This is a genomic window from Streptomyces sp. NPDC048297, from assembly GCF_043201585.1.
In the GTDB taxonomy this organism is placed as follows: domain Bacteria; phylum Actinomycetota; class Actinomycetes; order Streptomycetales; family Streptomycetaceae; genus Streptomyces.
In genome coordinates this window covers 283,878-301,986 of sequence record NZ_JBICZA010000005.1, presented here as the reverse complement: position 1 = coordinate 301,986, position 18,109 = coordinate 283,878, and the positions used below count along the sequence as shown (strand labels likewise).

Annotated in this window: 16 protein-coding genes; 6 read left to right on the top strand and 10 right to left on the bottom strand. The window is 71.0% G+C overall.

Annotation, left to right across the window (positions count from 1 at the left end):
- Nucleotides 1-58 precede the first annotated feature (58 nt).
- Nucleotides 59-2,020: a serine/threonine-protein kinase gene (locus ACGFYV_RS08250; protein WP_393877532.1), complete on the bottom strand. Its 1,962-nt coding sequence runs from the start codon at nucleotides 2,018-2,020 to the stop codon at nucleotides 59-61.
- Between the two features lie 152 nt (nucleotides 2,021-2,172).
- A complete protein-coding gene (locus ACGFYV_RS08245; RefSeq protein ID WP_393877531.1) occupies nucleotides 2,173-3,879 on the bottom strand; it encodes a glycerol-3-phosphate dehydrogenase/oxidase in 1,707 nt (568 codons plus the stop codon).
- A gap of 283 nt (nucleotides 3,880-4,162) precedes the next feature.
- Between ACGFYV_RS08245 and ACGFYV_RS08240 the strand changes: the two genes are divergently transcribed.
- On the top strand, nucleotides 4,163-5,371 hold the full coding sequence (locus ACGFYV_RS08240; RefSeq protein ID WP_393877530.1) for a nucleotide sugar dehydrogenase: 1,209 nt from the start codon (nucleotides 4,163-4,165) through the stop codon (nucleotides 5,369-5,371).
- 199 nt (nucleotides 5,372-5,570) lie between these two features.
- Here ACGFYV_RS08240 and ACGFYV_RS08235 read toward each other — a convergent pair whose 3' ends face one another.
- On the bottom strand, nucleotides 5,571-5,951 hold the full coding sequence (locus ACGFYV_RS08235) for a hypothetical protein (RefSeq protein ID WP_393877529.1): 381 nt from the start codon (nucleotides 5,949-5,951) through the stop codon (nucleotides 5,571-5,573).
- Here ACGFYV_RS08235 and ACGFYV_RS08230 point away from each other — a divergent pair.
- Nucleotides 5,950-6,114, top strand: coding sequence for a hypothetical protein (locus tag ACGFYV_RS08230; RefSeq protein ID WP_393877528.1), 165 nt, complete (start codon nucleotides 5,950-5,952; stop codon nucleotides 6,112-6,114). The genes ACGFYV_RS08235 and ACGFYV_RS08230 overlap by 2 nt on opposite strands.
- Nucleotides 6,115-6,200: 86 nt before the next feature.
- Here ACGFYV_RS08230 and ACGFYV_RS08225 read toward each other — a convergent pair whose 3' ends face one another.
- From ACGFYV_RS08225 to ACGFYV_RS08210, 4 genes are all read right to left on the bottom strand, one after another.
- A complete protein-coding gene (locus ACGFYV_RS08225) occupies nucleotides 6,201-7,325 on the bottom strand; it encodes a GuaB3 family IMP dehydrogenase-related protein (protein ID WP_393877527.1) in 1,125 nt (374 codons plus the stop codon).
- A gap of 117 nt (nucleotides 7,326-7,442) precedes the next feature.
- Nucleotides 7,443-8,945: an IMP dehydrogenase gene (gene guaB / locus ACGFYV_RS08220; RefSeq protein ID WP_393877526.1), complete on the bottom strand. Its 1,503-nt coding sequence runs from the start codon at nucleotides 8,943-8,945 to the stop codon at nucleotides 7,443-7,445.
- A gap of 164 nt (nucleotides 8,946-9,109) precedes the next feature.
- A complete protein-coding gene (locus ACGFYV_RS08215; protein ID WP_030641278.1) occupies nucleotides 9,110-9,697 on the bottom strand; it encodes a sigma-70 family RNA polymerase sigma factor in 588 nt (195 codons plus the stop codon).
- A gap of 946 nt (nucleotides 9,698-10,643) precedes the next feature.
- Nucleotides 10,644-11,255, bottom strand: coding sequence for a response regulator transcription factor (locus tag ACGFYV_RS08210; protein ID WP_003948568.1), 612 nt, complete (start codon nucleotides 11,253-11,255; stop codon nucleotides 10,644-10,646).
- 381 nt (nucleotides 11,256-11,636) lie between these two features.
- On the opposite strand from ACGFYV_RS08210, the gene ACGFYV_RS08205 reads away from it, so the two are divergent.
- Entirely contained in the window at nucleotides 11,637-11,966 is a 330-nt protein-coding gene (locus tag ACGFYV_RS08205; protein ID WP_393877525.1) for a WhiB family transcriptional regulator, read from the top strand.
- Nucleotides 11,967-12,124: 158 nt separating this feature from the next.
- Here ACGFYV_RS08205 and ACGFYV_RS08200 read toward each other — a convergent pair whose 3' ends face one another.
- Nucleotides 12,125-13,024 carry a LysR family transcriptional regulator gene (locus ACGFYV_RS08200; protein ID WP_393877524.1) on the bottom strand — a complete coding sequence of 300 codons (900 nt, stop codon included), beginning with the start codon at nucleotides 13,022-13,024 and terminating at the stop codon, nucleotides 12,125-12,127.
- 80 nt (nucleotides 13,025-13,104) lie between these two features.
- Here ACGFYV_RS08200 and ACGFYV_RS08195 point away from each other — a divergent pair, with 80 nt between their 5' ends.
- The 3 genes from ACGFYV_RS08195 (at nucleotide 13,105) to ACGFYV_RS08185 (ending at nucleotide 15,596) form a co-directional block, all read left to right on the top strand.
- Entirely contained in the window at nucleotides 13,105-13,773 is a 669-nt protein-coding gene (locus tag ACGFYV_RS08195; RefSeq protein WP_393877523.1) for an MOSC domain-containing protein, read from the top strand.
- Between the two features lie 263 nt (nucleotides 13,774-14,036).
- Entirely contained in the window at nucleotides 14,037-14,810 is a 774-nt protein-coding gene (locus ACGFYV_RS08190) for an SDR family NAD(P)-dependent oxidoreductase (protein ID WP_393877522.1), read from the top strand.
- A 78-nt stretch (nucleotides 14,811-14,888) separates the two neighbouring features.
- Nucleotides 14,889-15,596, top strand: coding sequence for an ester cyclase (locus ACGFYV_RS08185; RefSeq protein WP_393877521.1), 708 nt, complete (start codon nucleotides 14,889-14,891; stop codon nucleotides 15,594-15,596).
- Between the two features lie 61 nt (nucleotides 15,597-15,657).
- On the opposite strand, the gene groL is transcribed toward ACGFYV_RS08185, so the two are convergent.
- Both groL and groES read right to left on the bottom strand, forming a co-directional pair.
- Nucleotides 15,658-17,286 carry a chaperonin GroEL gene (groL, locus tag ACGFYV_RS08180; RefSeq protein ID WP_393877520.1) on the bottom strand — a complete coding sequence of 543 codons (1,629 nt, stop codon included), beginning with the start codon at nucleotides 17,284-17,286 and terminating at the stop codon, nucleotides 15,658-15,660.
- Between the two features lie 118 nt (nucleotides 17,287-17,404).
- The gene (gene groES, locus ACGFYV_RS08175) at nucleotides 17,405-17,713 is read right to left on the bottom strand and encodes a co-chaperone GroES (protein ID WP_004955293.1); all 309 of its coding nucleotides are present in this window, start codon (nucleotides 17,711-17,713) and stop codon (nucleotides 17,405-17,407) included.
- Nucleotides 17,714-18,109: the final 396 nt, after the last annotated feature.

Here is an 18,109-nt window from a genome sequence, read left to right as displayed (position 1 = left end):
GGCAACTCGTATTGAGGGATGGGGGATTCTCGGTGGTCCCGACCCGGGCTCGTTCAGGTCACGGCTTCGGCTGGAAGGACCGCGTCAGCGTCTTCCAGGTGTCCTTGCGCAGTCCGCCGTCCCACTGGCCGGCCTTCGCGGTGTACATCAGCCCGTACCCGAGATGGCTGTTCACCACGAACCCCCGGTCGATGGAGCGGTACTTGGTGCCGCCGTCCACGTAGGTGAACTCCCAGTCGGCGGTGTTCCAGCCGCGGTAGTCCACCTTCTCTATGCGGATCCGCTGGTACTGGGGGCGCACCATGTAGCGCTCCTGGTTCTTCCAGTCCGCCACCGGGTCGTCCTTGGGCGTGGTGGTCCAGCCGACGAGCAGCTTCTGCCCGTTCGGTCCGGTGTAGCGGTCCCCGGCCGCGCTGCTGGACTGGTACTTCCAGCCCTTGGGCAGCCCGATCGAGTACCCCTGGCCGCTCTTGCGGGTCGACACCGCCGGCGCGCTCCCGCCGCCCTTGGCACCGGACGAGCCGGAGTCGTCGCCGGACGCGCCCGGCTTCGCGCTCGCCGTCGCGTCGTCCGCCGCGGAACCGGGCGAGGTGCTCGCCGAGGCGGAACCGTCCGCCCGCGTGCCGCTGCCGTCGCCCGCCGCGGTCCCCGCGCTCTTGTCCTCCTTGACGGAGGCAGCGGAACTCGGCCCGGCCTTCGCGCCGGCGCCCTTGTCCCCCTTGTCGCCACCGCCGAGGGTGAGCGCCACAACCGTGCCGATCACCGCGAGGACGACGACCACCGCGATGATCAGCAGCGTGCGTCTGGGCACCACGTCGGTCAGCGGCGCCCTCGGCACCGGACGCGGGGGCAGGTCCAGGTCCGGCGGCGGCATCACGGGCCAGCCGGAACCCGGCTTGTTCGCGCTGGAGTTCGGCGCGGTCCCGGATTCCGGGGCCGTCGCGGAGCCCTGCCCGGGAACGGCCGCGGTATCGGCTGCCCCGGTCCCGGCCCCGGTTCCTGCCCCGGTCCCGGCCGCCTTGCGGACCGAACGCAGCGCCCCGCGCAGCCGCTCCGAGTTCTCCTCGCCCCGCTTGCCCTCGGCCCCGTCGGGCTGCGGCGGCAGCGGAACCACCCGCGTGGCGTCCAGCACCTCGGGCTCACGCGCGTGGATCACGGCGTTCAGCATCGCCCGCGCACCGGCGTCGTCGAGCCGCTTGTCGGGGTCCTTGGAGAGCAGGCCGTAGATGACGTCCTTGAGCGGGCCCGCGTGCTTCGGCTCCTCCAGGGGCTCGGTCATCACCGCGGTGAGCGTGGCGATCGCCGATCCCCGGTCGTACGGCGGGACACCCTCGACCGCCGCGTACAGCAGCCCGCCCAGCGACCACAGGTCGGCCGCCGGCCCCGGCTTGTGCCCGCGGGCGCGCTCCGGGGAGATGTAGGAGGGGGCGCCGACGAGCATGCCGGTGGACGTGATGGACGGGTCGCCCTCGACCTGCGCGATGCCGAAGTCGGTGAGGACGACCCGGCCGTCCTCGGCGATCAGCACGTTGGACGGCTTCACGTCCCGGTGCAGGATGCCCTCGCGGTGCGCGGAACGCAGCACGTCGAGGACGGCCAGCCCGACCTCGGCCGCCCGCTTCGGCTCCAGCAGGCCGTCCTCGCGGATGACCTCGGCCAGGGACTTGCCCTCGACCAGCTCCATGACGATCCACGGCCGGTCGTCCTCGTCGACCACGTCGAAGACCGTCACCGCGCTGTTGTTGCGGATCCGGGCGATCGCCTTGGCCTCGCGCAGGGTGCGCGTGATCAGGCGCCGCTTCTCCTCCTCGTCGATGTTCGACGGGAACCGCAGCTCCTTGACGGCGACCACCCGGCCCAGGGTCTCGTCCTCGGCACGCCACACCGTGCCCATGCCCCCGCGGCCCAGCACATCTCCCAGCCGGTACCGACCGGCGAGAAGACGACGCTCGCTCGTGTCCCGACGGGAGTCCCGACGAGTGTCCTGACGTGAAGTGCCCGCCCGCTCCGCCTCCGACATGCGTCCCCTCATGCAACCGGCCCCGACAGAGCCTCCATTGTCCCTCACCCGACAAGTGGCCGACGCCAGGGGCCCCCTGTCTTCACACCTGCCCTCCTCCGGACCGGCTCCCCCCGCAGCGGCACGGCTGCAACGGCACGACAACTACACGGCTACAACGGCACGATGTCCGGCGCGCCCAGCCTCGCCGCGTCCGCCGTCAGGTCGTCGGGCTGGCGCTGGGACTCCCGTTCGGCCTCGACCCGCTTCTCGTAGTGCTCGACCTCACGCTCGATCTGGTCCTTGTCCCAGCCGAGGACGGGTGCCATCAGCTCGGCGGCCTCGCGGGCACTGCGGGTGCCCCGGTCGAAGGTCTCGATGGAGATGCGGGTGCGGCGGGTGAGCGCGTCGTCCAGGTGACGGGCGCCCTCGTGCGAGGCGGCGTAGACGATCTCGGCGCGCAGATAGTCGTCGGCGTGCTTGAGCGGCGCGCCCAGGGAGGGGTCGGCGGCGATGAGTTCCAGCACCTGCCCGGTCATCGAGCCGTAGCGGTTCAGCAGGTGTTCCACGCGGACCACGTGCAGCCCGTGCTGGGCGGCGATGCGCGCTCGCGCGTTCCACAGCGCCGGGTAGCCCTCCGCGCCGAGCAGCGGGATCTCCTCCGTCACGGAGTCGGCGACGCGCATGTCGAGTCCGTGGACCGCCTCGTCGACGGCATCCTTCGCCATGACCCGGTACGTCGTGTACTTGCCGCCCGCGACCACCACGAGGCCCGGCGCCGGGTGCGCGACCGTGTGCTCGCGGGACAGCTTGCTGGTGGCGTCGGACTCACCGGCCAGCAGCGGCCGCAGGCCCGCGTACACGCCCTGGACGTCGTCGCGGCTCAGGGGCACCGCGAGCACCGAGTTGACGTGCTCCAGCAGGTAGTCGATGTCGGCGCTGGAGGCGGCGGGGTGGGCCTTGTCGAGGTCCCAGTCGGTGTCGGTGGTGCCGACGATCCAGTGCCGGCCCCAGGGGATGACGAACAGGACGGACTTCTCGGTGCGCAGGATCAGGCCGGTGCTGGAGTGGATGCGGTCCTTGGGCACGACGAGGTGGATGCCCTTGGATGCGCGGACGTGGAACTGGCCGCGCTCCCCCACCATGGCCTGGGTGTCGTCGGTCCACACGCCCGTGGCGTTGACGACCTGCCGGGCCCGGATCTCGTACTCCCCGCCGCCCTCCACGTCCTGCACGCGGACGCCGACGACCCGCTCGCCCTCGCGCAGGAACCCGGTCACGCGCGCGCGGTTGGCCGCCTTCGCGCCGTAGGACGCGGCCGTGCGCACCAGGGTCGTCACGAAGCGGGCGTCGTCCATCTGGGCGTCGTAGTACTGCAGGGCGCCGACCAGGGCGTCCTTCCTCAGGCAGGGCGCGATGCGCAGGGCGTGACGGCGGCTCAGGTGGCGGTGCAGGGGCAGGCCCCGGCCGTGTCCGCGGGCCATGGACATGGCGTCGTAGAGGGCGACGCCCGAGCCTGCGTACAGCCGCTCCCAGCCCTTGTGCTGGAGCGGGTAGAGGAACGGCACCGGTTTGACCAGGTGCGGGGCGAGCCGCTCCAGGAGGAGTCCGCGCTCCTTGAGGGCCTCGCGGACGAGCGCGAAGTCGAGCATCTCCAGATAGCGCAGGCCGCCGTGGATGAGCTTGCTGGACCTGCTGGAGGTGCCGGACGCCCAGTCGCGGGCCTCCACGATGCCGGTGGACAGGCCACGGGTGACCGCGTCCAGCGCGGTTCCGGCTCCCACCACCCCGGCGCCGACCACCAGGACGTCCAGTTCGTGCTCCGCCATCTCGGCCAGTGCCTCGGCGCGCTGCGCCGGATCCAGAGTCGCTGTCCTCACCGCTGCCTCCCGCAGTCGCACAACCCGCTCGCGTCAGCCGCGCCCGGTGGGCGAAGCCCGGTTCACCCCCTCCTCATGCCCAAATTCTGACCGGGTCGCCCGACTTCGGCCACCACGCGCTCACAACCTGTGGACAACTCACGCGCAACCCGCGGAAGACACACGAACACAATCACACATAACGGTCATATTTGTACCTAGTCTGACAGAGCGCTCGCTCGTCCAGTCCACCGGGCTTGCGCACCTGTCCCGCTTCGGTTACTGGGAAGGACGGCCCACCGCCATGCCCGCAGACCTCGCCGTCATCGGACTCGGTCCCTACGGCTTGCCGCTCGCCCAGGCCGCCGTCGCCGCCGGGATCCCGACCATCGGGTTCGCCACCGGCCCCGAGGCGGGCTCGCTCAGCCCCGCCGAGCTGCGCCGGATGTACTCCACCGGCTTCCGGCCGGGCACCGACCCCGCCCAGCTCGGCCGGGTGCGCACCGCCGTGATCTGCGCGCCGACCCCACGCGGCGCCGACGGCACTCCCGGCCTCGGCCAGGTGGAGGCAGCCGCCCGCGCCCTGGCCGGACAGCTGCGCCCGCACACCACGGTCGTCCTGGAGTCGCCCGTGCTGCCCGGGACCACCGAGGAGTTCCTGCGCCCCCTGCTGGAGGAGGGCTCCGGGCTGTGCGCCGGCCGCGACTTCCACCTCGCCTACTCGCCCAGCCGGGTCGACCCCGGCAACCGCGACCACACCCCGGCCGGCACGCCCAAGGTCATCGGCGGACTCACCCCCTCCTGCACCGAGTCGGCCGCCGCCTTCTACGGGCGGCTCACGGACAAGGTGGTCCGCGCGCGCGGGCTGCGCGAGGCCGAGACCGTGCAGCTGCTGGAGACCAACTTCCGGCACGTCAACATCGCGCTGGTCAACGAGATGGCCGTGCTCTGCCACGACCTCGGCGTCGACCTGTGGGACGTGATCCGCTGCGCGGAGACCAAACCGTTCGGGTTCCAGGCGTTCCGGCCGGGACCCGGCGTCGGCGGGCACGCCGTGCCGCAGGACCTGACCGGCCACGCCGGCCGGGGCCTGCGCATGGTGGAGCTGGCCCAGCAGGTCAACCACCGCATGCCCGGGTACGTCGTCCAGCGTGCCGCCGCGCTGCTCAACGAGCACGGCAAGTCCGCCCGGGGCGCGCGCGTCCTGCTGCTCGGCGTCACGTACAAGGCCGACCTCGCCGACCAGCAGGGCACGCCCGCGCAGGAGATCGCGACGCGGCTGACGGAACTGGGCGCCTCGGTCAGCTACCACGATCCGCTGGTGCCCTCCTGGAGCCTGCCGGACCGTCCGGTCCCGCGCGTGGACTCCCTCTACGAGGCGGCGGCCGACGCCGACCTGACGATCCTGCTCCAGCCGCACCGCACGTACGACCTGCAAGGTCTGTCGGTGAAGGCCCAGCTGTTGCTGGACACCCGGGGGGTGACGCCCACGGGGGCGGCGCACCGGCTCTGAGAACGATCACGAATTCCGAGAACGATCACGAACGGAAAACAGCCGGGAGCGTTGCCGTTCCCGGCTGTTACTCTCCCCCGGACCCGTTCGCACACACGTGCGCGTGGGTCTTGCGTTCGCAACGTCTTGCGTTCGCTCTGTCATCCACTCACGGCATCCACTGGTGCCGCACCTCGGGGGAATCTCTGTCATGAGCCAGTCATCTCCACCGCCCCAGCCGCAGCAGCCGCCGCAGCCGTCCCAGCCGTCCCAGCCGTCCCAGCCGTCCCAGCCGCAGCAGCAGCCGTACCCGCCGCAGCCGGGCGCGTACGCCGCGCCGCCGGCTCCGCCCGCGCCGGTCCGGAACAACCCCGGTCTCGGTCTCGTCGCCGCCTTCGTGGCCGCGCTGGTCGCCGGCGCGCTCTACGGCGTGATCATCGGCCTCACCGAGCACGAGATCGGCTGGGCGGCCGTCGGAGTCGGCTTCGTGATCGGCCTCGCGGCGGGCAAGGCCGGCGGCCGGGGCCCCGCCGTCGCGGTCGCGAGCGTCCTGCTCGCGCTCGGCGCGGTCTATCTCGGCCGGCCTGGTCGGCGAGGCCATGATGATCGCGAAGATCCTGCACGCGGGCGTCTCCGAGGTCTTCTTCGACCACTTCGACGTCGTCCAGAGGGCCTGGAAGAAGGAGGCGGACCCGCTCACCTTCCTCTTCTTCGCCATCGCCGCCTGGGCGGCGTTCTCCGCCGCCAAGAAGGCGGGCTCGTAGGACACGGCGCATCTCGCCGGACACGGCGTACGACGCGAAGGGCCCGGCTACCGTTGAGGTGGCCGGGCCGTTCGCGTCGTATCGGGTCAGCGACGGTGCTGGCTGTCCGCCACCGTCACCTCGACGCGCTGGAACTCCTTCAGCTCACTGTAGCCGGTGGTGGCCATGGCGCGGCGCAGGGCGCCGAAGAAGTTCATCGAGCCGTCGGGGCTGTGGGACGGGCCGGCGAGGATCTCCTCGACGGTGCCGACCGTGCCCAGGTCGACCTTCTGGCCGCGGGGCAGCTCCTCGTTGACCGCCTCCATGCCCCAGTGGTGGCCCCGGCCCGGCGCGTCGGTGCCACGGGCCAGCGGGGAGCCCATCATCACCGCGTCGGCGCCGCAGGCGATCGCCTTCGGGAGGTCGCCGGACCAGCCGACGCCGCCGTCCGCGATCACGTGCACGTAGCGGCCCCCGGACTCGTCCATGTAGTCGCGGCGGGCCGCGGCCACGTCGGCGACGGCCGTGGCCATCGGGACCTGGATGCCGAGGACGTTGCGCGTGGTGTGCGCGGCGCCGCCGCCGAAGCCGACGAGGACGCCGGCCGCGCCGGTGCGCATGAGGTGCAGGGCGGCGGTGTAGGTGGCGCAGCCGCCGACGATCACCGGGACGTCCAGCTCGTAGATGAACTGCTTCAGGTTCAGCGGCTCGTGCGAGGACGAGACGTGCTCCGCGGAGACCGTCGTACCGCGGATGACGAAGATGTCCACGCCCGCGTCGACGACGGCCTTGGAGAACTGGGCGGTGCGCTGCGGGGAGAGCGCCGCCGCCGTGACCACGCCGGAGTCGCGCACCTCCTTGATGCGGGCGCCGATCAGCTCTTCCTTGATGGGAGCCGTGTAGATCTCCTGCAGACGGCGGGTGGCCGCCTCCGCGTCCAGCTCGACGATCTCGTCGAGCAGCGGCTGCGGGTCCTCGTACCGCGTCCACAGGCCTTCGAGGTTGAGGACGCCGAGGCCGCCCAGCTCACCGATGCGGATCGCGGTGGCCGGAGAGACGACCGAGTCCATGGGGGCGGCCAGGAAGGGCAGCTCGAAGCGGTAGGCGTCGATCTGCCAGGCGATCGAGACCTCCTTCGGGTCCCGCGTACGGCGGCTGGGGACGACGGCGATGTCGTCGAAGGCGTACGCCCTGCGGCCGCGCTTGCCGCGCCCGATCTCGATCTCAGTCACGTCTTGGGCCTTTCCCTGATGCGTTTCAGCGTCTCCCAGTATCGCCGACGGGTACGACAACGGCGGCCCCGGATGCTCCGGAACCGCCGTCGAAGGGTCTTCACGCGTGCGCGTGCGTCACTTCCTGCTGTAGTTCGGCGCCTCGACCGTCATCTGGATGTCGTGCGGGTGGCTCTCCTTGAGGCCCGCCGAGGTGATGCGCACGAAGCGGCCCTTGGACTCCATCTCGTCGATGGTGGCGGCGCCCACGTAGCCCATCGTCTGGCGCAGGCCGCCGACGAGCTGGTGCAGCACGTTGGACAGCGGGCCGCGGTAGGGCACCTGGCCCTCGACGCCCTCGGGCACGAGCTTCTCGTCCGAGGTCACCTCGGCCTGGAAGTAGCGGTCCTTCGAGTACGACCTGCCCTGGCCGCGGGACTGCATGGCGCCCAGCGAGCCCATGCCGCGGTACGACTTGAACTGCTTGCCGTTGATGAAGAGCAGCTCGCCCGGCGACTCCTCGCAGCCGGCGAGGAGGCTGCCCAGCATGACCGTGTCCGCGCCGGCGGCGAGCGCCTTGCCGATGTCGCCGGAGTACTGCAGACCGCCGTCGCCGATCAGCGGGACGCCCGCCGGGCGGGCGGCGAGGGAGGCCTCGTAGATGGCGGTGACCTGCGGGACACCGATGCCGGCGACCACGCGGGTGGTGCAGATCGAGCCCGGTCCGACACCGACCTTGATGCCGTCGACACCGGCGTCGATGAGCGCCTGGGCGCCGTCGCGGGTGGCGACGTTGCCGCCGATCACGTCGACGTCCACGCTGGACTTGATCTTCGACATCCAGCTGAGGGCGTTGCTGTTGTGGCCGTGCGAGGTGTCGACGACCAGGAAGTCCACACCGGCCGCGGCGAGCGCCTGGGCGCGCTCCAGCGCCTCGGGGCTGGCACCCACGGCGGCACCGACGAGCAGCCGGCCCTCGGAGTCCTTGGCGGCGTTCGGGTACTGCTCGGCCTTGACGAAGTCCTTGACCGTGATCAGGCCCTTGAGGACGCCCGCGTCGTCGACCAGCGGAAGCTTCTCGATCTTGTGCTTGCGCAGCAGCTCCATGGCCTCGGGCCCGGAGATGCCGACCTTGCCGGTGACCAGCGGCATCGGGGTCATGACCTCGCGCACCTGGCGCGTGCGGTCGCTCTCGAAGGCCATGTCACGGTTGGTGACGATGCCGAGCAGCTTGCCGGCCGGGTCGGTGACCGGGACACCGCTGATGCGGAACTTGGCGCACAGGGCGTCCGCCTCGGCGAGCGTGGCCTCCGGGTGCACCGTGATCGGGTCGCTGACCATGCCCGACTCGGACCGCTTCACCAGGTCGACCTGGTTCACCTGGTCCTCGACGGAGAGGTTGCGGTGCAGCACGCCGACACCGCCCAGGCGGGCCATCGCGATCGCCATGCGGGACTCGGTCACCTTGTCCATCGCCGCGGACAGCAGCGGGATGTTGACCCGGACATTGCGGGAGATGCGGGACGAGGTGTCGACCGCGTTGGGCAGCACCTCGGATGCGCCCGGCAGCAGCAGCACGTCGTCGTAGGTCAGCCCGAGTGTCGCGAATTTTCCGGGCACTCCGTCGACGTTTGCAGTCATGACACCTTCCCCAAATGGCCTTGCTCGGTGCGGATGTCCATGCTAACGGGAAGCGTCGCTAGCAAATTCCACGGTGCGGGGTGACTTCAGGCTTCGTATGTTCGTACGGAAATCGACATGTTCCCGTGCGGCGGAGGAGGCTACGGCGGCTCCGCCCAAGGGCGTTACTGCTCGGCGAGGGCACGCAGACGGCTCAGCGCCCGGTGCTGGGCGACCCGGACCGCTCCGGGTGACATTCCCAACATCTGCCCCGTCTCCTCCGCGGTCAAGCCCACGGCGATGCGCAGCAGGAGCAGCTCGCGCTGGTTCTCGGGGAGGTTGGCCAGCAGCTTCTTGGCCCACTCCGCGTCGCTGCTGAGCAGGGCGCGCTCCTCGGGGCCGAGGGAGTCGTCGGGGCGTTCGGGCATCTCGTCCGAGGGGACGGCCGTGGAGCCCGGGTGGCGCATCGCGGCGCGCTGGAGGTCGGCGACCTTGTGGGAGGCGATGGCGAAGACGAAGGCCTCGAAGGGGCGCCCGGTGTCCCGGTAGCGGGGCAGGGCGAGGAGGACCGCCACGCAGACCTCCTGGGCGAGGTCCTCGACGAAGTGGCGCGCGTCGCCCGGGAGCCGGGACAGCCGGGTGCGGCAGTAGCGCAGCGCCAAGGGGTGCACATGGGCCAGCAGGTCGTGCGTGGCCTGCTCGTCCCCGTCGACAGCACGATGAACGAGCGCACCGATCGCCCCATGGGCCGTGCCCGCCTCGTCGTCGCGCATCGGTCCATGGTGCCTTGCGGCACTCCGGTCCGTCGCATCGTGTTCGTGGTTGTGCACCGAAGCGTTATGAGCAGGTGCGCCGGCACTCATCCCCTGCGCCCTCCCCTTCCGTTCGACCGACTCGTCCCCGAGAGACTCCACATCTCAAGGATGCGGCATCCGCGGCGAAACGAGCGTCGCGCGTCCGGCGGGCCGATGTGCGAACCACCCACCGACGACTCCACCGAACCCGCCCCACCCGGCCGACCCCACCCCCGACAGAACGACCACACCCACCCTCACCAGCCGTTTCCCCCATTCCTACAACTGCTTCGCCAGACCGGCCGGCCGCCCCAACGGCCACGGCGAACATTTCACCGCCCCCCGCCAACCGGCCCACCGCCCCCGCCAACCGATCCACCGGCCCCACCAACCGCCCCGCCGGTCCCGCCGAACCCGCCAACCGATCCACCGATCCCGGCATCCGGTCCAGGTTCACCGATCCCGACAACCGATTCGCCGATCACAGCAGCCAGTCGGCCGACCGCGGCAAATGCTTCACCGACCACACCACCGGGTTCGCCCCTGACGACAAACGGCGGCCCACCGCTACCAGCGGCCGATACACCGGTCCCGGCATCCGGTTCAGGTTCACCAGTCCCGACAACCGATTCGCCGGTCACAAAATCCAGCTCGCCGGCCGCGGCATTCGTTTCACCGGTCCCCGCATCCGGTCCGCCGGCCACGGCAGAAGCCTCACTGGCCACGGCACCCGGTCCGCCCGCCACGACACACGACCTCACGACAAACGCCCCCCGCCCCCGCTCCCCGCAGGGCACCCACCGGTCCCCATAAACGTTTCACCCACGGTCCCGGCACACCCCTCGCCGGCCCGGAGGGCCCCGCCCACCAGGGGGCGGGCGGGGGGCTCCGGGTGGCGGTGCGCCGTGCCGCCCCGGCGCACGTCCTACCGGACCAGTCCCCAGCGGAAGCCGAGTGCCACCGCGTGGGCGCGGTCCGAGGCGCCGAGCTTCTTGAACAGGCGCCGGGCGTGGGTCTTGACGGTGTCCTCGGAGAGGAACAGCTCGCGGCCGATCTCGGCGTTGGAGCGGCCGTGACTCATGCCCTCCAGCACCTGGATCTCGCGCGCGGTGAGCGTGGGCGCCGCGCCCATCTCGGCCGAGCGCAGCCGGCGCGGGGCGAGCCGCCAGGTCGGGTCGGCGAGGGCCTGGGTCACGGTGGCCCGCAGTTCGGCGCGCGAGGCGTCCTTGTGCAGGTAGCCGCGGGCACCGGCGGCGACCGCCAGGGCCACACCGTCGAGGTCCTCGGCGACGGTGAGCATGATGATGCGCGCGCCCGGGTCGGCGGACAGCAGCCGGCGCACGGTCTCGACGCCGCCCAGGCCGGGCATGCGCACATCCATCAGGATGAGGTCGGAGCGGTCGGCGCCCCAGCGGCGGAGGACTTCCTCGCCGTTGGCCGCAGTCGTCACGCGCTCGACACCGGGCACGGTCGCGACCGCGCGGCGGAGCGCCTCTCGGGCAAGCGGGGAGTCGTCGCAGACGAGGACGGATGTCATGACCGCCCTCCGCAGCTGATGCGCGTCACCTTGAGCCTCCAGGCTGGTACGGAATCGTCACCTGTGCGGTCGACCGTCTCGGACGCCTGCCCGAGCACTTCTGTTTTCAACCGCCTCCGCACTCTCAACGACGGTCACTCGAAAGAGTTACGGGGCCGCACGCCGTCTTCGGCGCTCTATGTGAGGGTCTCGACACGGTGCAGACATGCCCAACGGACTCTCAACTTTTCATCACAACCAATGCCCCATTTAGCCGTTCTTGCTCCCATTTCTCAGTGTCTGGAGCTAGATTCGCAATGAGTCATATTTTCATCTCCTTCCACCGGAGATGTACGGTCGATGGCACCGTATCCGCCCAGAACGGCTACAAGGGGTCACGTAATGGCAGATTTCTCCCGCCTTCCCGGACCGAACGCGGACCTGTGGGACTGGCAGCTCCTGGCCGCCTGCCGCGGGGTGGACAGCTCGCTCTTCTTCCACCCGGAGGGCGAGCGCGGGGCGGCCCGGAGCGCTCGCGAGAACTCGGCCAAGGAGGTCTGCATGAGGTGCCCGGTCCGCGCCCAATGCGCGGCACACGCGCTGGCGGTGCGAGAGCCGTACGGCGTGTGGGGCGGCCTCACCGAGGACGAACGCGAAGAGTTGATGGGACGGGCACGCAACCGTCTGGTGTCGGCATCGACCACCAGCGGAGGCGCTGCTCCGAACGCCTGAAGGAACGTTTCTGCAATCACTCCCCCGGGCACGCGCGCGCGTGCCCATGAGGCGTGCCGTCGTAAGGCCTGCCCTCGTGAGGCCTGCCGTCGTGAGGCCTGCCGTCGTGAGGCCTGCCCTCGTGAGGCCTGCCGCCGTGAGGCCTGCCGTCGTCCGCGCTACGCGCGCGTGGCCGCCCTGGCCAGCTGTTCCAGCGTCGCCGCCACGGCGGGCACCTGGGCCAGGTCGGGCAGGGTGAGGGCGACGATCTCCCGGCGTACCGCCGGTTCGAGACGGACCATCCCCACACCTCTCGGCCGCACCGACTCCACCGCGAGCCGGGGCAGCACGGCCACGCCGAGGCCCGCGCCGACCAGGCCCGCCACCGCCGGATAGTCGTCGGTGGCGAAGTCGATGCGCGGGGTGAAGCCGGCGCTCTCGCACACCTCCACCAGCTGGCCGCGGCAGCGCGGGCAGCCCGCGATCCACGGTTCGCGGGCCAGTTCACCGATGGCGACGGACTCCGCGCGCGCGAGCCGGTGCCGTTCGGGCACCAGGGCCACCAGGCGGTCCGTCAGCAGGGGCCGTACGACGAGGTCGTCCCAGTCCTCGGCGACCGCCGCGCCCTCGTAGCGGAAGGCCAGCGCCAGATCGCAGTCGCCCTCGCGCAGCAGCTCGACGGACTTAGGGGGCTCGGCCTCCTCCAGCGAGACCCGGGTGCCGGGGTGGGCGGCGCGCAGGGCGGCGAGGGCGGTGGGGACCAGGGTGGAGCTGCCGCTCGGGAAGGAGACCAGGCGGACGCGGCCGGCCCGCAGGCCGGCGATCGCGGCGACCTCCTCCTCGGCCGCGGTGAGCCCGGCGAGGATCCCGGAAGCGTGCCGGACGAGGGCCTCGCCGGCCTGGGTCAGGCGCATCTCCCGGCCGGTGCGGACCAGCAGCGGGGTGCCGACCGAGGCTTCCAGGGCCTTCATCTGCTGGCTCACGGCGGGCTGGGTGCAGCCCAGTTCGCGCCCCGCCGCGGAGAAGGAGCCGGTGGTGGCGACGGCGCGCAGGACGCGGAGATGACGGGCCTCGATCACCCTTTGAGCATAAGCCGGGCTTGGGTGCGGCGCCCAATTCCGCGTCGACGCTTTGGGGCCCGGTCCCGTACCGTGCGGTCATGAAGCTTCTCTCGGTCAATCTGGGCCGCCCGCGGCAGGTGCCGTACACGGACCAGGCACAGGGTGTGACGGGTATCGACAAGCGGCCGGCCGACGGGCCGGTGCGGGTGGCGGCTCCCGGGCCCAAGGGGGTCGGCGCGAGCGGGCTCGCCGGGGACGCGGTGTGCGACAGGCGCCATCACGGCGGCGACGACCAGGCGGTCTACGCCTTCGCGCGCGAGGATCTCGACGACTGGGAGCGCGAGCTGGGCCGGCCGCTGGCCGCCGGCTGCTTCGGCGAGAACCTCACGACCGAGGGGCTGGACGTGTCCGGGGCGCTGGTCGGGGAGCGCTGGCGGATCGGTTCCGACGTGGTTCTGGAGGTGACGTCGGGACGCATCCCGTGCCGTACCTTCCAGGGCCATGTGGAGGAGCGGGGATGGGTCCGCAGATTCACCCGGAAGGGCGCGCCGGGGGCCTACCTGCGGGTGATCGAACCGGGTGAGATCCGCACGGGCGATCCGATCGCGATCGTGCACCGGCCGGACCACGAGGTGACGGTCGCGATGCAGTTCCGCGCGGTGACCACGGAGCGGGAACTGCTGCCGCGGTTGCTCGCGGCGGGCGAGGCGCTACACCCCGAGACGCTGGCCGCGGCCCGCAAGTACGTGGCGGGCCAGGACAGCTGAGGGGACGTCACAGCTGAGGGGACGTCACCCGGGCGACGCCCACGACGACATCGGGGGCGACGCCCACGACGACGTCCGGGGCGACACCCACGACGACGTCCGGGGCGACACCCACGATGTCACCCGGGCGACGCGCAGGACGGCACCAGGACGACAACAGGGGTGTCACCAGCGCGTCGTCGGCCGGTCAGAGGGCACCCGCACGTCATCCGCCCGTCGCCGCGGCGGCGGCCACCGTCGGTGCGGGTCACTACCCTTGGGCCATGACAACGGCTCTGATTACGGGATCGACCGCGGGGATCGGCGCCGCGTTCGCGCGGCGGCTGGCGGCCGACGGGCATGACCTCGTCCTGGTGGCCCGGGACACCAAGCGGCTGCGCGAGCAGGCGACCGAGCTGCACGACCGGCACGGCATCGAGGTGGAGGTCCTCGCCGCCGACCTCGCCGAGGACAAGGGCATCGAGACCGTGGCCGACCGGCTCGGTGACCGGAAGAACCCGGTCGACCTGCTGGTCAACAACGCCGGTTTCGGCAACAAGGGCCGTTATCTGGACGTCCCCATGGCCGACGAGCTGCGGATGCTCAAGGTGCACTGCGAGGCGGTGCTGCGGCTGACCTCGGCGGCGGCCGGGGCGATGCGGGAGCGCGGGCGCGGCGGGGTCGTGAACGTCGCCTCGGTGGCGGCTTTCGTGCCCCGGGGCACGTACGGCGCATCGAAGGCGTGGGTCGTGCAGTTCACGCAGGGCGCGGCGAAGGACCTCGCGGGCAGCGGGGTGCGGCTGATGGCGCTGTGCCCGGGTTTCGTGCGCACCGAGTTCCACGAGCGGGCCGGGATGGGCACGGACAACATCCCCGGCTGGATGTGGCTGGACGCCGACAAGCTGGTCGCGGCTGCCCTGGCCGACCTCTCGCGCGGCAGGACGCTGTCCATCCCGGATCCCCGGTACAAGGCGCTGATGGGACTGGTGAAGGTGACCCCGCGCGGGCTGCTGGGCGGGATCTCCTCGAAGACGGGGCGCAGGTACGGGCCGCAGTGAGCGCGGGTGGCGCCCGTGTTCCGGTGGGAGGATGGGCGTGGGGGAACCGGAGCAGGGGGCCGGCCGGAAGGCGGCGGCATGACGTTCCTACAGCTCATCGACTGCAAGACCAGCCGGCTCGACGAGATGAACCGGCTGCTGGACCAGTGGGTCGAGAAGACCCGGGGGAAGCGGACGGCGACGCACGCGGTGGTCGGGGCGGATCGCTCGGACGCGACGCACGTCATCGAGATCGTGGAGTTCGCGTCGTACGAGGAGGCGATGCGGAACTCGAACCTGCCGGAGACCGACCGGATCTTCAGGGAGATGGTCGCCCTGTGCGACGAGTTGCCGACGTTCACCGACCTGGACGTGGTGCACGACGCGCAGTTGTACGCGGAGCAGGCGCGCCGGTTCTTCGCGGCGATCGCGCTGCCGGGGCCGTTGCCACCGCTGAACGGCCTGCTCGCGGAGAACTACCACGACCACGATCCGGCCAATGAGCAGGACGTGCTCGGGATGGACAACATGCTGCGCGAGATCGGGATGTGGCGTGACGCCTTCGACTTCGCGTTCACGGTCGAGGACCAGATCACCCAGGAGGACCGGGTGTGCACCCGGTGGAGCTGGAACGGCGTCCAGAAGGGCGAGTTCCTGGGCCTGTCCGACACCGGCGCGCGGGTGTCGATGACCGGGACGACCGTCTTCCGCTTCGACCCCGACGGCCGGATCCACGAGGGCTGGTGGCAGTACGACCGTCTCGGCCTGCTGGGACAGTTGGGGGCGCTGGAGGAGCTGGAGCGGTAGCGGGCACGGCGAAGGCCCGGCACCCCGAGGGGCGCCGGGCCTTCGTCATGAGCGGGAGGGCTCAGTGGGCGTGGCCGTGACCGTGGCCGTGGCCCGCGGCGGCCTCTTCCTCTTCCTTCTTCTCGACGACCAGGGTCTCGGTCGTGAGCAGCAGGGAGGCGATGGAGGCGGCGTTCTCCAGGGCGGAGCGGGTGACCTTGACCGGGTCGATGACGCCGGCCTTGACCAGGTCGCCGTACTCGCCGGTGGCGGCGTTGTAACCGCTGCCCTTGTCCAGCTCCTTGACCTTGGAGACGATCACGTAGCCTTCGAGGCCCGCGTTCTCCGCGATCCAGCGCAGCGGCTCGACGACGGCGTTGCGGACGACGGAGACACCGGTGGCCTCGTCGCCGGTCTTGTCGAGGTTGCCCTCGAGGACCTTGGAGGCGTGGACCAGAGCGGAGCCACCACCGGAGACGATGCCCTCCTCGACCGCGGCGCGGGTCGCGGAGATGGCGTCCTCCAGACGGTGCTTCTTCTCCTTCAGCTCCACCTCGGTGGCGGCGCCGACCTTGATCACGCACACGCCGCCGGCCAGCTTCGCGAGGCGCTCCTGGAGCTTCTCGCGGTCCCAGTCGGAGTCGGTGTTCTCGATCTCGGCCTTGATCTGCGCGACGCGGCCCGTGACGTCCTCGGACTTGCCGCCACCGTCGACGATGGTGGTGTCGTCCTTGGTGACGGTCACGCGGCGGGCGGAGCCCAGCACGTCGAGACCGACCTGGTCGAGCTTGAGGCCGACCTCCTCGGAGATGACCGTGCCGCCGCTGAGGGTCGCGATGTCCTGCAGCATGGCCTTGCGGCGGTCGCCGAAGCCGGGGGCCTTCACCGCGACGGCGTTGAAGGTGCCGCGGATCTTGTTGACGACCAGGGTCGACAGGGCCTCGCCCTCGACGTCCTCGGCGATGATCAGCAGCGGCCGGGAGGCACCCGCCTGGATGACCTTCTCCAGCAGCGGCAGCAGGTCCTGGATGGACGAGATCTTGCCCTGGTTGATCAGGATGTACGGGTCGTCGAGGACGGCCTCCATACGCTCCTGGTCGGTGACGAAGTACGGCGACAGGTAGCCCTTGTCGAAGGCCATGCCCTCGGTGAAGTCCAGCTCCAGACCGAAGGTGTTGGACTCCTCGACGGTGATGACACCGTCCTTGCCGACCTTGTCCATGGCCTCGGCGATCAGCTCGCCGACCTGCTGGTCCTGGGCGGACAGCGCGGCGACGGCGGCGATGTCGGACTTCTCGTCGATCGGGCGCGCCGAGGCGTGCAGATCGTCGGAGATCGCCTTGACCGCGGCGTCGATGCCCTTCTTCAGGGAGGCCGGGGAGGCGCCGGCGGCGACGTTGCGCAGGCCCTCGCGGACCAGCGCCTGGGCGAGCACGGTGGCGGTGGTGGTGCCGTCACCCGCGATGTCGTTGGTCTTGGTCGCCACCTCCTTCACCAGCTGCGCGCCGAGGTTCTCGTACGGGTCGTCGATCTCGACCTCACGGGCGATCGTGACACCGTCGTTGGTGATGGTGGGGGCGCCGAACTTCTTGTCGATGACGACGTTGCGGCCCTTGGGGCCGATCGTCACCTTCACCGTGTCGGCCAGCTTGTTGACGCCGCGCTCGAGGGCGCGACGGGCGTCCTCGTCGAACTTCAGGATCTTCGCCATGACAGCGGGAGCCCTCTCGGAAAATCTCGGTGGAATGAAACTGCGCCCCGGGCGCCCGGCTACTCATCGGTCGCGGGGGGCCAGGGGCGCAGTCATGAGCAGAATTGCTCGGGGTGAACTACTTCTCGATGATCGCGAGGACGTCGCGAGCCGAGAGGACGAGGTACTCGTCGCCGTTGTACTTCACCTCGGTGCCGCCGTACTTGCTGTACAGGACGACGTCGCCGACCTTGACGTCGAGCGGCAGGCGCTCGCCGTTCTCGAAACGGCCCGGACCCACGGCGAGGACGGCGCCCTCCTGGGGCTTCTCCTTCGCGGTGTCCGGGATGACCAGGCCGGAGGCCGTGGTCTGCTCGGCGTCGAGCGGCTGGACCACGATGCGGTCCTCGAGCGGCTTGATGGCAACCTTGGAGCTGGCGGTCGTCACGATCCGACCTCCCCCTTCGGAGATCTCACGGGGTTAACTGTCTGAGGTGGCGACCAGGTGGATCCGTCGTCGCGGGTGCCGGACCTGCCCGTCGCTTTGTTGGCACTCTCATCTGCCGAGTGCCAGAGCCGAGACTATGACCGGGGTTAGCACTCGGTCAAGCGGAGTGCCAATTGCCGTGCGGCGCGTCGGCGGGGGCGGGGTGTTCGGTGCCGTCCAGTGCGGGGTGTCGGGGGCGCCGTTTCGGGGGCTGCCGCCCCCGAACCCCCGCTTCGTCCCTTAAGGGGCCTCGTCCTCAAACGCCGGACAGGCTGGTTCGATGGGCTACAGGTAGTCCTCAAGGCGGGCCACCGTCATTTCGGCCCTTGAAAGGCCTCGTCCTCGAACGCCGGGCGG